The sequence below is a fragment of the Sphaerimonospora thailandensis genome (assembly GCF_016863115.1).
GTDB lineage: Bacteria > Actinomycetota > Actinomycetes > Streptosporangiales > Streptosporangiaceae > Sphaerimonospora > Sphaerimonospora cavernae.
In genome coordinates, this window is record NZ_BOOG01000031.1 from 57,124 (window position 1) to 72,613 (window position 15,490).

Consider the following 15,490-nt stretch of genomic DNA (forward strand, 5'->3'; position numbering starts at 1 on the left):
TCGCCTAGGGGAGACATACACCTAGCGAGCACCAGGGACACCCCCTGAGGTCGGTTGGGAGCGCTGGACGACGCAAGGAGCACACGAGATGAAGGACGCTCTCGCGATTCACCGCCGGCTCCTCGCCCGCCAGATCCACCATGAGATCGTACGTCTTCCGCGGCCCTTGACATGCGCCGACGAGCTCCCCGAGATGCTCGATGCGACTCCTGAGTCGTGTGCCCGCGTTTCCGTTTTCGAAGTGCCGACCCGAGGCCGCATGGAGCCGGTGGCCGTGGTCGGGGCCGTCGCCGCCCACCCCACGCCGCAGGCCGTCGGAGCGGTGCTGCACGCCCGTGACGTACGGCCGGCCTCGTCGTTCCTGGTGAACTCGGTCACCGACTACCCCGACCGGCTGGTCTGCCCGCTGCTGCTCCCCGACGATCTCAGGGTCCTCGTCGACCAGCGCATGGTCGAGCATCTCGATCCGGGCGAATTCGTGCACACCGCCACGGGCGAGCGCCGTACGGCGCTGCGAATCCGGGCAATCCACCTTTTCAACCAGATATCGGGCAAGCGAGTAGATCTTGAAACAGCACGTCAGACGGGACTCGTGAGGCTGGCCAGTCCTATGCGGACGACATAGGCCATAGCATTCTGGGCGTGCGCCGTTCCTCATCGCCGGCCCGCGCATGATCCGTAAGGCCGCGCTGCTGACCCTGCTGACCGCCGTGCTCGCTCCCGCGGGCATGGCCGGTACGGCTGTCGCCGCTTCGAACCGTCATGCGGCGGGCTCGGCCGCCGCGACCGCAGCCGCCGCGACCGCGGTGGCCGCCACGGCGCCGGCGGATCCCCTCGTCGTGGAGAAGGTCACGCCGGAGATCCCACGTGAGGCCGCCACGCCCATCACGGTCTCCGGCGCCGTGACCGGGACGCCCCAGTCGTCGGTACAGGTCCGGATCCATTACTCGCCGGGCCGGCCGTTCGCGACGCGGGCCGAGCTGGCGACCTTCCTGGACGACGACGGTTACGTCACGACGAACTGGCGGACGAAGATCCAGGTCACCCAGCTCGACCAGTCGGGAAAGCTGCCCTTCGAGTTCAGCGTGACGCCGCAGGAGCTGGGCATGTCACGCGCCGGGGTCTATCCCCTGGCCATCGAGGTCCTCGACGCCGCGACCGGCCAGCGGGTCGCGATCGACCGGACGGTCCTGCCGTACGTGCCCGCGGACGCCGAGCAGATCCCCAAGGTCAGGCTCGCACTCGCGATGCCGATCGTCGACCGTCCCCACCGGGCGGACGACAACACGTTCATGGACGACGACCTGCGCGGATCGGTCGCCTCCGGCCGCCTGGCCAACCTGCTGAAGCTGGTCAAGACAAGCCACGAGACCGTGACCTGGTTCGTCGATCCCGCCCTGCTGGAGGACGTGCGCCTGACGTCCGCCGGGTCGTACACGGTCAAGACGAGCGACGGCATCCGGCGCGCGGCCGCCGACCCCGCGGCCGGCAAGTGGCTCGACGACCTGCGCACCGCCCTGTCCGGCAAGCCGGTGCTGGCCACGCCGTACGCCGATCCGGACCTGGCGGCGCTGGTGCACAACAAGCTGGACGAGCCCGCCGTCGCGGCGATCCGGCGGGGCTCGAGCGTGGCCTCCGATGTGCTCGGCAGGGAGGTCCCGACATCTACGACATGGCCCGCCGGCGGGCGGCTCGACCGCGACACCCTCGACGAACTGGCGATGTCCGGGGTGAAGTCGGTCCTGCTGTCCGGCGACGCGTTCCTGTCGCCGCCACCGGATGACCCCGGAACCGCCCAAACCGGAACACCACAGACCGGCGCCATCCAGACACCGCAGTCGAATGCTCCCTCGTCCACGCCCGACGCCGCGCTGCGGGTCGACACCGTGGCCGAGACCCCGGTGACCGCGCTGCTCGCCGACCCCGCCCTGGGCCAGATCCTGGGCGCCGACGTCTCCGCCGCCGGCGGCGCCATGCTGGCCCGTCAGCGGTTCCTCGGCGAGACCGCGATGATCGCCTTCGAGGGGGCCGGCCAGCCGGGACAGGCGGGACAGGCGGGACAAGCGGCGGAGCCGGGGCGCGCTCAGCCGACCCGGACGGTCGTCGCCGTACCCGAGACGCGGACCTGGAACCCCAACCCCGCGTTCGTTTCCTCCCTGCTGCAGGCGGCCGCCGGCGCCCCCTGGCTGCGGATGACTTCGCTCGACTCGGTGAAGCCGACCCGGGCGGCACGCTCCGATTTCAGCTACACCGACCAGGACAGGCAGGCCGAGCTGCGCCACTCCTACCTGGGCACGGTGCGCAGGCTCGGGCAGGAAGCCGACGCGGTGTCCACGGTCACCACGGAGCAGGACCAGCTCTTCCACGAGGCCATCCTGCGGCTGACCGCGTCCGCCTGGCGGACCGATCGCAAGCGGGCGCACGCCTTCGCCAAGCAGGTGGAGTCGTCGATCGAAGACCGCCTACGCAGGGTGTCGGTGATCGACACCCCCAGGGCCGTGGCCGGCGCGGACGGTCAGGTGCCGGTCAGCGTGGCGAACAAGCTGGACAGCGACGTCACCATCAAGATCCGTGTAACGTCCGACGACGAGTCGCGGCTCGCGATCGTGGACGGCTTCTACGAGACCGAGCCCATCACCGTGCTGCGCGACCGCACCCAACTCGTGAACGTGCCGGTGACCGTGCCGGGGGGCGGCGGCGGCGAGGCGACCATCTCCATCCAGGTCCTGACCGCGGAGGGCAAGCGGTACGGCAAGGCGGTGCACGTGACCGTCCGGACCACCGACTACACCGGCATCGCCATCGTCATCGTGGGCGCCGCCCTTGTCATCATGCTGGCCGCGGTCGTGATGCGCGTCCTGCGTCGCCGGTCACGCAGGGCCTTCCCGTTCGGCGCGCCCGATGGCGGCCCCGCGCCGCCGGACGCGACGCCATCCGATGCGGCGCCGCCCGGTCAGGCGCCGCCCGGTCATGTGCGGGCCGTACCGGTCGAGGTCGATCGGGGGGACAAGCCCCCGGCATAGTTGGCCGTGGTCGCCGGGGGAGTCCTCGGCGAAGGCCGTCCGTCGCGAGCTGAAGGAATGACATGAGCAGGATGCTCCGAGCCGGTGCGATCATGGCGGCCGGCACGATGGTCTCGCGGCTCACCGGCTTCCTGCGTACGGCGCTGCTCGCGGCGGCCATCGGCACCTGGGCGCTCGGCGACGCCTACAACGCGGCCTACATGATCCCGCTCATCCTGTTCGACCTGCTGCTGCAGGGCGTGCTGAGCAGCGTGATCGTCCCACTGATCGTCCGGGCGCAGCAGAACGACGCCGACGGCGGGCAGGCCTTCGAGCAGCGTCTGATGACGCTGGCGGTGGTCGTGCTGGCCGGGGTCGCCGTGGTCGGCGTGCTGATCGCCCATCCGATCATGGAGCTCTACACGGCGGCGAACTGGTCGGCGCACAAGGTCGACGTGGCCGCCACGCTGGCGCGGTTCCTGCTGCCGCAGATCGCGCTCCTCGGCATCGGGGCCATGGCCGGGGCGATCCTGAACACCCGCGACAGGTTCGGCGCCCCGATGTGGGCGCCGGTGCTCAACAACATCGTGCAGATCGGCATGCTGGTCGCCTACCTGAAGATCGGCACAGCCGACATCGAGCAGGTGACGTACGGCCAGCTCGCGCTGCTGGGTCTCGGCACCACGGCGGGCATCGTCGCCCAGACGATCGTGCTCGTCATCGCGCTGCACCGGGTCGGCTTCCGGTTCCGGCCGCGGCTGGACCTGCGCGGCAGCGGCCTCGGTCAGGCGGCCAGGATGGCGGTCTGGACGTTCGTCTATGTCGGCGTGACGCAGCTCGGTTTCTGGGTGACAACCAAGCTCTCCACGGGGGCAGGCGGCCAGGCGGCGGGAGCCGGCAACAGCGCCTACGCCTACGCCTACCAACTCTTCCAGCTCCCGTACGGAATCATCGCGGTGTCGGTGATCACGGCGATGCTGCCGAGGATGAGCAGGTTCGTCGCCGAGGGGGACCTGGACTCCGCGCGCGCGGAGTTCGCCTCCGGCGTCCGGCTGGTGTCATCGGTGATCGTCCCGTCGAGCCTGCTGCTGCTGGTGCTCGGCCCGGCGGTCACCACAGTGATCTTCTCGTGGGGGCGCATGACCGTGGACAGCGCCCTGTACATCGGCTATGTGCTGATGGTCTTCGGGCTCGCGCTGGTGCCGTTCTCGATCTTCCAGCTTCTGCTGCGGGTCTTCTACAGCTTTGGCGACACCCGAACCCCGGCCGCCATCGCCGGGGTAAATGTCGCGATAAGCGCAACGTTAAGCCTCATCGCGTATTTTGTTCTTCCGGTGCGGTACATCGTGATCGGAATGGCGTTCTCTTTCTTGATCACATATGTGATCGGGAGTGGGGTCGCGTGGACGCTGGCGAGCCGGCGGACCGGCGGGCTGGGCGGCCGGGAGGTGATGGCCGGGCTGTCGCGGATGTTCGTCGCGGCGATCCCCGCGTCGGCGGTCGCGCTGGCCGTGCTCTGGCTGGTCCGGGAGATCGCCGGGATCACCCCGGTCAGCTCGGCGGTCGTGCTCGCCGTGGGCGGCGGGGCGGGCCTGCTGCTCTACCTGCTGACGGCCCATCGGATGCGGGTCCCCGAGGTCGGTTCCATCATTGGACTTGTGGCGAGCCGGGTAGGACGGTAGGAGTCCTCAAACGTGATCGACAGATCGAAGGCGGCCCGAATGTCCGATTCGGAGGTCTTCGATCGGGAAGGCGGGCAGGACCGGCATCCTACTGAGGAGTGCCCCGTATATCTGCGCCGCGACCGCAGCTGGCAAGAAGATCTACGGGGCATGACCTAGCATGGTGCGCCTAGGAATCAACCGTTGAGAGCGGCGAGCGGAAGCGGGAAGGCGTGGGCGAAACCACCCGGCATCGGCTGATGCATGCCGATCGGCCGCGGATCGAGGCGGCCGCATGAGCATGTCCGCAGTCGAACCCGGCACCCGGCTGGCTGACCGGTTCCGCCTGGAGGACCGGGTCGACGAGTCCGGCGGCGCGACCCTCTGGAAGGCCATCGACGAGATCCTCGCCAGGCCGGTCGCCGTGCACACGTTCTCACCGGAGTTCACCCGTGTCACCGAGGTGGTGACCGCGGCGCGGCTGGCGAGCCGCCTCACCGATCCCCGGCTCACCCAGGTCTTCGACGCCGCGGACGAGGACGGCACGGCCTATGTGGTGAGCGAGTGGGTCAGCGGGGAGTCGCTGCTCGACCTGCTGTCGAACGGGGCCGTAGAACCCGAACGCGGGGCCGCCCTGGTGGCCGAGGCCGCCGAGGCGCTGGCCCACGCCCACGAGGCCGGGCTCACCCACCTGCACCTCACGCCCGAGCGCCTCATGTGGACCACGGGCGGCACCGTCAAGCTGCTCGGTCTCGCCGTGGACGCCGCGATCCTCGGTCTGGAGGCGAGGGAGGACGCCGCCCGCGAGGACGCGGAGGGCCTGGGTCGGCTGCTCTACGCCGCGGTCACCGGCCACTGGCCCGGTGAAGAGGACTGCGGCCTGCCCGCCGCCCCCACGGACGACGGCAAGATATGCACGCCCCGTCAGGTCACGGCGGGAGTCCCCGGCTATCTCGATGCCATCACCTGCCGTGCGCTGCTGCAGGAGACCAAGCGGGGGCAGCCGCCGCTCTCGACTCCCGCCGAGGTGGCCGAGGCCCTCACCGAGGTGCCGCGGCCGGCTCCCGCGCCGGTGACCACCGCCCCACCCGCGCTGAACCTGCGTGACGGGGCCCCGGACGGGATGACCGCCTCCCCGGCCCAGCCCCCACCGCTGGGTCCGACGCCTGACTGGAACTCCAGGCCCACCTGGAATGGATCCAACTGGGGCACGGGCGGGCCGCAGCAGACCACCGGCACCGCGAGCAAGATCCTGCTCACCGTCATCGTTCTGCTGGTCATGGCCGCCGTCGGCGTCGGCGCGTGGACCGTGGGCAAGAACCTGGGCAACGCACCGAAGACCACCCAGTCGGCTGAGCCGTCCCAGTCGGCCGCCACGCACAAGCCGGTGGCGGTCAAGCCGGTGAGCGCGACCGGGTTCGACCCACTGGGCGACGACAAGGTCGAGAACCCGGATTTCGCCCCCCTCGCCATCGACGGCAAGTCCTCCACCGATTGGCACACGACGAGCTACAACAGTGCCGACCTGGGCCGTCTCAAGGACGGCGTCGGCCTGATCCTCGACATGGGCAAGCCGATTCCGATCTCTGACGTGGCCGTCTCCCTGGGCAGCGCCCCCGGCGCGAGTGTCCAGTTGAAGGTGGGCGACGCCGCGGATCTCGGCTCGTTGAAGACGGTCGCCAAGGCCGAGAACGCCTCCGGTTCGGTGACCCTCACCCCGGACAAGGCCACGACCGGGCAGTACGTTGTGATCTGGTTTACGCGTCTTCCGCCCTATGAGGGCAAGTATCGTGGCACCATTTACGAGGTAACGGTTCATTCTCCCGGATCGGCATAGCAGGGCCTTGTGAATTCCCCACCAGACAATCCCCCAACGGCTGAGCGCGCCGTACGGCCGGCGCCGTCGGATGCCGATCTGCTGGCCCGCCACATCGGCGGGGATCCGCACGCGTTCAGCGAGATCGTCAAGCGCCACCGCGACCGCATGTGGGCGGTCGCCCTGCGGACGCTCGGCGACCCCGACGAGGCGGCCGACGCCGTACAGGACGCCTTCGTCTCCGCGTACCGCAAGGCGGAGAGCTTCCGCGGCGAGGCCGCCGTCACGACCTGGCTGCACCGGATCGTGGTCAATGCCTGCCTCGACCGGATGCGCCGCAAGACGATCCGGCCGGTCGCCGACGACGAGTTGATCGAGGCGGCGGAGCGGGACGCCCCGCTGACCGACCACGCCGGCGAGCGCGACGTGTCGCTGGAGGTCACCGCCGCGCTCAAACTGCTGCCCGCCGACCAGCGGGCGGCCCTGGTGCTTGTGGACATGATGGGCTACTCGGTGGACGACGCCGCCGCCGTGCTCGGCGTGCCCGCCGGGACCGTGAAGAGCCGCTGCGCCCGCGGTCGAGCGAAACTTGTCCCGGTTCTTGCTCATCTGCGGAACCGAACTGACTTGTCCCGCGTCTCATCCGGGAAGGGAGCAGAACTTCGTGACGGGTGACACGCATTACGACCTGGAGGTTCTCGCCGAACTGGCGGAAGGCCTCCTAGACGACACCACGGCTCGGCGGGTCCGCGAGCATCTCGCGGTCTGCGACCCCTGCGGGGAGAGTCTCGCCGACCTGGCTTCGGTTCGCGAACTCCTGGCGGCGGTTCCGGTGCCGGCGATGCCGCTGGGCGTCGCGATGCGAATCGACAGGGCGCTGGCCGCCGAAGCGCCGGACTGGGACCGCCTCATGGCGGACGCGCCATGGGAGACGAAGCCCCAACCGGCACAGACTCGATCGACACCGGTCCGGCCGGAACGGCCCCGGCTGGAGGTCGTGCCGGAGCCGGAGCCTCTCTCCGTCAGCCCCGTTTCGAACGGTTCTGCCCCGAACGGCGCTGTCCCGGCTGAACCGGCGCCCGTCCCGTTGGGCGTGGTCGCCGAGGACGGGACGATCGTGCCGGCCAGGCGCGGGAAGACCTCGCGTCGCCGCCTCTGGGCGTTGCCGGTCGCGGTCGCCGCGGCCACCGCCGTCGTCGCCGGGGCGGCCGGGCTGGTGAACAGCCTGCTCCCCTCTGGCGGCACGCCGCCGCGGAACACGGTGGCACAGGGGACCTCGAGCACCGGGCCGACCAAGACCCACCAGGCACAGGTGGCCTACTCGGTCTACGCGAGCGGCTACAACTACACGAGCAGCGAGCTGGGCGGACCGCTGGTGGACTACTTCGGCCCCGCGCCGGTCTTCGGCAGCGCCGACGACGGCCTCGACAAGTGCGTGAAGCGGTTCTCCAACCAGCTCGACCGCAAGCCCATCGGCGTCGACAAGGCCTTCTACAACGGCAACGAGGCCACGATCATGGCCTTCTGGGAGGACAGGACGATCAACGCGGTCCGGGTGGTCGTCGTGGACGACAACTGCAAGACCCTGCGTCGCGAGGGTCTCGCCACCTGGCGCTGACCCCTCATGTGTTCTCGCGAAGCCCGCCGCGAACCGCGGCGGGCTTCGCCGTTTCCGTCAGTCATTTGGGAGGAGGGAATCGACGGGTCCTAGGATCGGTTGAGGCCAGTACAACCGCAGGATCTCGGGAAGGCGAGTCCGTTGAGCGACGTCCGTAATGTGATCATCATCGGGTCGGGCCCGGCCGGCTACACCGCCGCCGTCTACGCGGCACGCGCCGATCTCAGGCCACTCGTGTTCGAGGGCTCGGTGACCGCCGGTGGCGCCCTGATGAACACCACAGATGTGGAGAACTTCCCGGGCTTCCCCGACGGGATCATGGGGCCGGACCTGATGGACAACTTCCGCAAGCAGGCCGAGCGGTTCGGGGCCGAGCTGGTGGCCGACGACGTGATCGAGGTCGACCTCAAAGCCGATCCCAAGGTGGTGAAGACCTACACCGACACCTTCCACGCCAAGGCCGTGATCCTGGCGACCGGGTCTGGCTACCGCGAGCTGGGCCTGGCCAACGAGAAGCGCCTGTCCGGCCGCGGCGTCTCCTGGTGCGCCACCTGCGACGGTTTCTTCTTCCGCGACCAGGACATCGTGGTCGTCGGCGGCGGTGACACCGCGATGGAGGAGGCGACCTTCCTCACCCGGTTCGCCCGATCTGTCACCGTCATCCACCGGCGCGACACGCTGCGCGCCAGCAAGATCATGCAGGACCGCGCGTTCGCCGACGAGAAGATCCGCTTCATCTGGGACAGCGAGGTCGCCGACATCCTCGGCGAGGAACGGGTCTCCGGAGTCCGCGTCAGGAACGTGCAGACCGGTGAGGAGACCGAGTTGGCCGTGGCGGGCGTCTTCATCGCCATCGGCCACGATCCGCGTACGGAGCTGGTCAAGGGCCAGGTGGCACTCGACGAGCAGGGCTACATCGCCGTGGAGTCGCCCAGCACGCGGACCGACGTCGAGGGCGTGTTCGCGGCCGGCGACGTGGTCGACCACTCCTATCGTCAGGCCATCACCGCCGCGGGGACGGGCTGCGCCGCCTCCATCGACGCCGAACGCTGGCTCGCCGGGCACAACTGACCGGCAGGGCCGTACGGTCCCGGACCGGACGGGCCGTACGGGAATGCGGGGGCGATCCCCGCGGTTGGAACCCAACCACACGCATCCCGACCACACACATCAAGGGAGAGATACCTTGGGCGCCATCAAGAGCGTGACCGACGCCGACTTCGAGGCCGAGGTCCTCAAGAGCGACAAGCCCGTCCTCGTCGACTTCTGGGCCGAGTGGTGCGGTCCCTGCCGCCAGGTCGCACCCATCCTGGAGGAGATCGCGACGGAGCAGGCCGAGAAGCTGACGATCGTCAAGCTGAACATCGACGAGAATCCGCAGACACAGCGCGACTACAACGTGCTTCAGATCCCGACGATGAACGTCTACAAGGGCGGAGAGGTCGTGAAGCAGATCATCGGCGCCAAGCCGAAGGCCATGCTGCTCCGCGAGCTCGAGGACGTCCTCTGACGGGTCTCCTCCCGCGCATCGAAGCCCCTCTCCCCGGCGGTGGCCTACCGACGGTGGCAGGGGCTTCGCCGTTTCCCAGCGATTTCCCCCGCGATTTCCCCCGCGTGGTCGACCCCACATGACGGCGCGGCGGTACCCGAGTCGCCCGGGCCGTACATGACGACCAGCCGAGGCTGAGAACGGCTCAGACGGGCCGAAGGGCTCGTTCCGGTGACATGGATCCCAGCAGCCTCTCCAGCGCCACCTCGACGTCCTCACGCCACGAGACGGCCGTCTTGAGCTCCAGGCGGAGCCGGGGGAAGCGCAGGTGCGGGCGCACCGTCTTGAACCCGACCGCGAGCAGGTACTCGGCGGGCAGCACGCAGCCCGGCTGCTCCCACTTCAGGTCGCCGAACGCCTCGATCGCGCGCACACCCCGGCGGGTGAGATCCTTGGCGGCCCCCTGGACGAGCATCCGGCCGAGCCCGCCCCCGGAGAACTCGGGAATGATGTGCGCGGTCATCAGCAGCACGGCGTCGGAACTCACCGGCGAGGTCGGGAACGCCACCGAGCGCGGCACGTAGAGCGGCGGGGCGTAGAGCACGAAACCGGCCGCTGCCCCGTCCACGTAAGCGATCTTTCCGCAGCTCCCCCACTCCAGCAGGGTCGCGGAGATCCACGCCTCCTTCTCCAGGCCCGGGTCGCCGACCTCCGCGGCGCGTTCGCCGCTCACCGGGTCGAGCTCCCAGAACACGCAGCGCCTGCACCGGCGTGGCAGGTCATCGAGATTGTCAAGGGTGACGTTGACCAGCCGACGCGACACGTGATGCCCCAATCCCCGCCCAGGAGTCTTGCCAGAAAAGCGCGCGAATACGGCGTCTCCAGGTCGCATCGTAACCCAGCGATCGGGCCCGGGCGGGTAGCCGACACGAACGTCCGCCGCATCCGTTGTTCCGTACGTTCCCTTTTCCAACGGGGTGAATGCCGATCGTCCGGATGGGAACTCCGCACACCAGTGGCATGGAAGGGCGAGAAGAGGAACGATTGGTCGCCAACACCCTGGTGTTATCGGCGTGCCGCGTTACCGTAATCTGGATTTCTCGGCTATGTGATCGGAGGTGGACCGTGGATCAAGAGCTTGATCGCGGTCGGACGAACGCGCCCCATGGGTCGCGCATTGACGCCTACGTCGACCGGTACGCCGCCCGAGCTACCGGGATGGTCGCCTCCGAAGTCCGAGCTCTGTTCGCCGTCGCGTCGCGTCCGGAAGTGGTCTCGCTCGCCGGCGGCATGCCGTACGTCACCGCCCTCCCCCTCGACATGGTCGGCGAGCTGGTCGCCGACCTGGTCTCGAAGCGGGGCGCCGTGGCGCTGCAGTACGGCGGGGGCCAAGGCGACCCGGACCTGCGTGAGCAGATCTGCGAAGTCATGCGGCTGGAGGGCATCGAGGCCAGGCCCGACGACGTGGTCGTCACGGTCGGCTCGCAACAGGCCCTCGACCTGATCACCCGCATCTTCATCGACCCCGGCGACGTCGTGCTGGCCGAAGGGCCGTCGTATGTCGGCGCGCTCAGCACGTTCAGCGCCTACCAGGCCAATGTGGTGCATGTCGCGATGGACGACCAGGGACTCGTCCCCGAGTCCCTCGCGCAGACCATCTACGCGCTGCGGACGGCCGGCAACCGCATCAAGTTCCTCTACACCATCCCCACCTATCAGAATCCGGCGGGCGTGACGCTCAACGAGGTGCGCCGCCGCCAGGTGCTGGAGATCTGCCGGCGTGCCGGGGTGCTCGTCGTGGAGGACAATCCGTACGGACTCCTCGGATTCGACGGGGAACCGATGCGCGCCATGCGGGCGGACGACGCCGACGGCGTGGTGTACCTCGGCTCGTTCTCCAAGACCCTCGCTCCAGGCTTCCGGGTCGGATGGGCGCTCGCCCCGCACGCGATCCGCGAGAAGCTGGTCCTGGCGATGGAGTCCGCGGTGCTGTCGCACTCGACCTTCACCCAACTCGCGGTCGGGCAGTATCTCGCCACCCAGCCCTGGCGGGAGCAGATCAAGACGTTCCGTGAGCTCTACCGCGAGCGACGTGACGCGCTCCTCGGCTCGCTCGAGGTGCTCATGCCGCCCGGCTGTTCGTGGACCCGGCCCAATGGCGGGTTCTTCGTATGGATGACCCTTCCCGAGGGGCTCGACTCGAAGGCGATCCTGCCGAGAGCGATCGCCGAGCGGGTCGCGTTCGTGCCCGGGACCGGCTTCTACGCGGACGGCGGCGGCGCGCGCCACATGCGCCTGTCGTACTGCTATCCGCAGCCCGACCGCATCCGCGAAGGCGTACGCCGTCTCGCCGGAGTGATCGAGCAGGAGCTGCGCATGCGGGACACGTTCGGCACCGGGGCCGCGACGTCGCACAAGGGTGTCGACACGCCGGGCCCCGACCTCGCCTGAGGCTGCGAACGGGCACCAGGGAGTGACCCGTAGATCTTTGCCGAGCGACCGCAGCAGGCAAGAAGATCTACGGGTCACTCCCTGGCCTGTTTTAGGCTGGCCGTACCCGATTCCAGCAGCGAGAAAGGGCTCCCTGGTGAGCGAGTCGACGATGTTTCCGAATGCCGTCCCAACGCGCCCGCGAACTGCCCGAGAGGCCGGAGCATGAGTGACCTCGGGCACGTGCTCATCCTCGCGGGCGGCCTTTCCTATGAGCGTGAGGTCTCGATCCGCTCCGGCCGGCGCGTCGCCGAGGCGCTCCGCGCCGCAGGGGTGGACGTCGAGACGCGCGACACCGACGCCACCCTCGTACCCGCGGTGCTGGCCGACCCGCCGGACGCCGCGTTCGTCACCCTGCACGGCGGTGCCGGGGAGGACGGCGCCATCCGGTCCGTGCTGGAACTCCTCGGCGTGCCCTATGTAGGCGCGACCCCGGACGCCTGCCATGTGGCGTTCGACAAGCCGACGGCCAAGGCGGTCGTCGGATCCTGGGGCCTGCACACCCCCGACTCGGTCGCGCTGCCCAAGGAGACCTTCCATGACCTGGGCGCGTCGGCTGTGCTCGCGCGGATCGTGGACCGCCTCGGGCTGCCGCTCTTCGTCAAGCCGTCGCGGGGCGGCTCCGCTCTCGGGGCGTCCATCGTGCGCAGCGCCGAGGAACTACCCGCCGCCATGGTCGGATGTTTCGCGTACGGAGACACCGCGCTCATCGAGAAGTACGTCCAGGGCGTCGAGGTGGCCGTCTCCGTGGTGGACCTCGGAGACGGGCCCGTCGCGCTGCCGCCGGTCGAGATCGTGCCGGACGGCGGCGTTTACGACTACTCCGCTCGTTACACCGCCGGGCACACCGAGTTCTTCGCGCCGGCCCGACTGACGGAAGAAGAGACCGAGGCGTGCGCCGCCATGGCGGTCACCGCGCACACGGCACTCGGGCTGCGTGACATCTCCCGAACGGACCTCATCGTCGATGTCTCCGGCCGTCCCTATTTTCTTGAGGTGAACGTGGCGCCGGGTATGACCGAGACCTCGCTCCTGCCCATGGCCGCCGAGGCGGCGGGACGCGATCTCGGCATCCTCTGCCGCGGTCTCCTGGAAATCGCCACCCAACGCGGCTGACCCTCTCCCTGTTTCACGTGAAACAGGCTGGCTTCGTCTTCTCTCGGAGCCGGATGGACTACTCCTCGGCGAGGCCACGCATCGAGTTCGCGGCCTCGGGGGCCATCGTGCCGATAATGCGCTCCAGATCGTCGATGGTGGAGAACTCCACCACGATCCGTCCCTTGCGGCGACCGAGATCGACCTTCACTCGCGTCTCGAAGTGGTCCGACAGGCGGTCGGCAAGCGTCCGGAGGGCCGGCGCCGTCGGCTGCTTCGCCCGAGGTTTCCGCGGCGCGGGACCCGCCGTCGCCTCACCCAGCGCCACGATCTCCTCGACGGTCCGGACGGACAGACCCTCCGCGATGATCCGGCTCGCGAGCCGGTCCATGGCCGCCGAGTCATCGAGGGGCAGCAGCGCCCGCGCGTGTCCCGCGCTGATGGTGCCGGCCGCCACGCGGAGTTGGACGTTGGGCGGGAGGTTCAGCAGGCGCAGCGTGTTGGTGATGTGTGACCGGGACCGGCCGACCTTCTTGGCCAGCACCTCATGGGTCGCGCCGAAGTCGTCGAGGAGTTGCCGGTAGGCCGCCGCCTCCTCCAGTGCGTTGAGTTGCTCGCGCTGAAGGTTCTCGATGAGCGCTTCCCGCAGCATCTCATCGTCCTGAGTGCTCCGTACGATGGCGGGAACCCGATCCAGCCCGGCAAGCTGCGAGGCCCGCCACCGCCGCTCGCCCATAATGAGCTCGAAACGTCCGGACCCGGTGGACCTCACAACTACCGGCTGGAGCAGGCCGACCTCCTTGATGGACTCGGCCAACTCATCCAGGCGCTCACCGTCAAAGATGTCGCGCGGCTGGCGAGGGTTGGGGGAGATCGCGGTGACCGGGATCTCCTGGAAGTAGGCGCCATCGACCGGCTTCAGTCCTGAGACGGCCGGCTCCAGCCCGGAGTCGGCCGCTCCCGCCGAGGGTGCACTCGCCGGCGCATCCGGATCGACGATCGGCCCCATGGGGATCAGCGCCCCAAGTCCCTTGCCCAGTCCCCGACGCTGCTGGCTCACCGCTGCTCCCTTACCCACCCGCGACACCCGCACAGAAGGCGGTGCCCAGCGCACCGACTTGTCTGTGGAACGCTGGGCACTCCATGCACACCAGGAGAGGTTACCGCCGTAGCTGCTCCGCCATGAGCATCGCGGCACTCCGGCTTACCCGTTTCACGTGAAACAATCGCGCGAAGCCGGTCAGGCCTCGGCCAAAGCAGCGGCCCGGTGGGCCATTTCCCGGGCCGCGTCGCTGTACGCCATGGCGCCGCTCGACCCCGGGTCGTACGTCATGACCGACTGCCCGTAGCTCGGCGCCTCCGACACGCGCACGCTCCGCGGGATGACAGAGTTCAGCACGGTGTCACCGAAGTGCGAACGCACCTCGTCGGCCACCTGCGCCGCGAGCCTCGTACGTCCGTCGTACATGGTCAGCAGGATCGTCGACACCGCCAGCGCCGGGTTCAGATGAGCCCGTACCAGCTCGACGTTCTTCAGGAGCTGGCTGAGTCCCTCCAGTGCGTAGTACTCACACTGGATGGGGATCAGCACCTCCTGGGCCGCCGCCATCGCGTTGACCGTGAGCAGTCCGAGAGAGGGCGGGCAGTCGATGAGGATGTAGTCGAACTCCATCGCGTCGAACGCGCCGAGGGCTCGCTTGAGCCGGGTCTCCCGCCCCACCATCGGCACCAACTCGATCTCCGCGCCGGCCAGGTCGAGGGTCGCCGGCGCGCAGAACAGGTTCGGCATCTCGGGAACTGGCTTGACGATCTCGGACAGTGGGAGGTCGTCGACGAGCACGTGGTAGACCGATGGCGTTCCCGCACGGTGCTCGGTCGCCATTGCGGTCGACGCGTTACCCTGCGGGTCCAGGTCGACCACCAGCACACGCTGGCCATGCATGGACAGGGCCGCGGCAAGGTTCACGGCCGTGGTGGTCTTACCCACCCCGCCCTTCTGGTTGGCCACGGTCATCACCCGGCACCTGGGCGGTCGCGGCCACTCCCCTTCTCGGCGCGTCGAATAACCGACGGAAGGCGCAGCCGCCTGTGGGGGTGCGGCTGTTTCACGTGAAACCACAGAACTCAGAGCCTCTCGTACCAGCGGCGGATCGTCAGAATCAAGGGGGGTCTGGGGCACGGTCGTCGTCCTTTCGACCTGTGAAGCGACGCGACCCGGCCAGCCGACACCTGACGGACGACCAGTTGTCGCGATCTCCCAGGGTAGGGCGAGAGGACTCTCCGGCCAACCCAGACCGGCCGCCACTTGGGACATCATCA

The 15,490-nt window shown here is 69.1% G+C and carries 13 protein-coding genes; 10 read left to right on the top strand and 3 right to left on the bottom strand.

The window, feature by feature from the left end:
- Nucleotides 1-88 precede the first annotated feature (88 nt).
- From Mth01_RS17380 to trxA, 8 genes are all read left to right on the top strand, one after another.
- Nucleotides 89-625: a hypothetical protein gene (locus Mth01_RS17380; RefSeq protein ID WP_204016912.1), complete on the top strand. Its 537-nt coding sequence runs from the start codon at nucleotides 89-91 to the stop codon at nucleotides 623-625.
- Nucleotides 626-671: 46 nt separating this feature from the next.
- Nucleotides 672-3,023 carry a DUF6049 family protein gene (locus Mth01_RS17385; protein ID WP_204016913.1) on the top strand — a complete coding sequence of 784 codons (2,352 nt, stop codon included), beginning with the start codon at nucleotides 672-674 and terminating at the stop codon, nucleotides 3,021-3,023.
- A gap of 62 nt (nucleotides 3,024-3,085) precedes the next feature.
- A complete protein-coding gene (murJ, locus tag Mth01_RS17390) occupies nucleotides 3,086-4,684 on the top strand; it encodes a murein biosynthesis integral membrane protein MurJ (RefSeq protein WP_204016914.1) in 1,599 nt (532 codons plus the stop codon).
- 274 nt (nucleotides 4,685-4,958) lie between these two features.
- The gene (locus Mth01_RS17395) at nucleotides 4,959-6,500 is read left to right on the top strand and encodes a protein kinase family protein (RefSeq protein WP_204016915.1); all 1,542 of its coding nucleotides are present in this window, start codon (nucleotides 4,959-4,961) and stop codon (nucleotides 6,498-6,500) included.
- A gap of 9 nt (nucleotides 6,501-6,509) precedes the next feature.
- A complete protein-coding gene (gene sigM, locus Mth01_RS17400) occupies nucleotides 6,510-7,154 on the top strand; it encodes an RNA polymerase sigma factor SigM (RefSeq protein ID WP_204016916.1) in 645 nt (214 codons plus the stop codon).
- Nucleotides 7,144-8,097 carry an anti-sigma factor family protein gene (locus Mth01_RS17405; protein ID WP_204016917.1) on the top strand — a complete coding sequence of 318 codons (954 nt, stop codon included), beginning with the start codon at nucleotides 7,144-7,146 and terminating at the stop codon, nucleotides 8,095-8,097. The genes sigM and Mth01_RS17405 overlap by 11 nt, the downstream gene beginning before the upstream one ends.
- 141 nt (nucleotides 8,098-8,238) lie before the next feature.
- Nucleotides 8,239-9,168 carry a thioredoxin-disulfide reductase gene (trxB, locus tag Mth01_RS17410; protein ID WP_204016918.1) on the top strand — a complete coding sequence of 310 codons (930 nt, stop codon included), beginning with the start codon at nucleotides 8,239-8,241 and terminating at the stop codon, nucleotides 9,166-9,168.
- A 115-nt stretch (nucleotides 9,169-9,283) separates the two neighbouring features.
- A complete protein-coding gene (trxA, locus tag Mth01_RS17415; RefSeq protein WP_275408971.1) occupies nucleotides 9,284-9,607 on the top strand; it encodes a thioredoxin in 324 nt (107 codons plus the stop codon).
- 184 nt (nucleotides 9,608-9,791) lie between these two features.
- Here the strand turns inward: trxA and Mth01_RS17420 are convergent, their stop codons facing one another.
- On the bottom strand, nucleotides 9,792-10,409 hold the full coding sequence (locus tag Mth01_RS17420) for a GNAT family N-acetyltransferase (RefSeq protein ID WP_204016920.1): 618 nt from the start codon (nucleotides 10,407-10,409) through the stop codon (nucleotides 9,792-9,794).
- 395 nt (nucleotides 10,410-10,804) lie between these two features.
- On the opposite strand from Mth01_RS17420, the gene Mth01_RS17425 reads away from it, so the two are divergent.
- Both Mth01_RS17425 and Mth01_RS17430 read left to right on the top strand, forming a co-directional pair.
- A complete protein-coding gene (locus Mth01_RS17425; RefSeq protein ID WP_204016943.1) occupies nucleotides 10,805-12,037 on the top strand; it encodes an aminotransferase-like domain-containing protein in 1,233 nt (410 codons plus the stop codon).
- Nucleotides 12,038-12,241: 204 nt separating this feature from the next.
- Nucleotides 12,242-13,192, top strand: a complete 951-nt coding sequence (locus tag Mth01_RS17430) for a D-alanine--D-alanine ligase family protein (protein WP_204016921.1) — start codon at nucleotides 12,242-12,244, stop codon at nucleotides 13,190-13,192.
- A gap of 58 nt (nucleotides 13,193-13,250) precedes the next feature.
- Here Mth01_RS17430 and Mth01_RS17435 read toward each other — a convergent pair whose 3' ends face one another.
- Together Mth01_RS17435 and Mth01_RS17440 are read right to left on the bottom strand one after the other, a co-directional pair.
- Nucleotides 13,251-14,231: a ParB/RepB/Spo0J family partition protein gene (locus Mth01_RS17435; RefSeq protein ID WP_204016922.1), complete on the bottom strand. Its 981-nt coding sequence runs from the start codon at nucleotides 14,229-14,231 to the stop codon at nucleotides 13,251-13,253.
- A 180-nt stretch (nucleotides 14,232-14,411) separates the two neighbouring features.
- Complete coding sequence (locus tag Mth01_RS17440; RefSeq protein WP_239089759.1) at nucleotides 14,412-15,185, bottom strand: ParA family protein; 774 nt, start codon at nucleotides 15,183-15,185, stop codon at nucleotides 14,412-14,414.
- Between the last annotated feature and the right edge of the window lie 305 nt (nucleotides 15,186-15,490).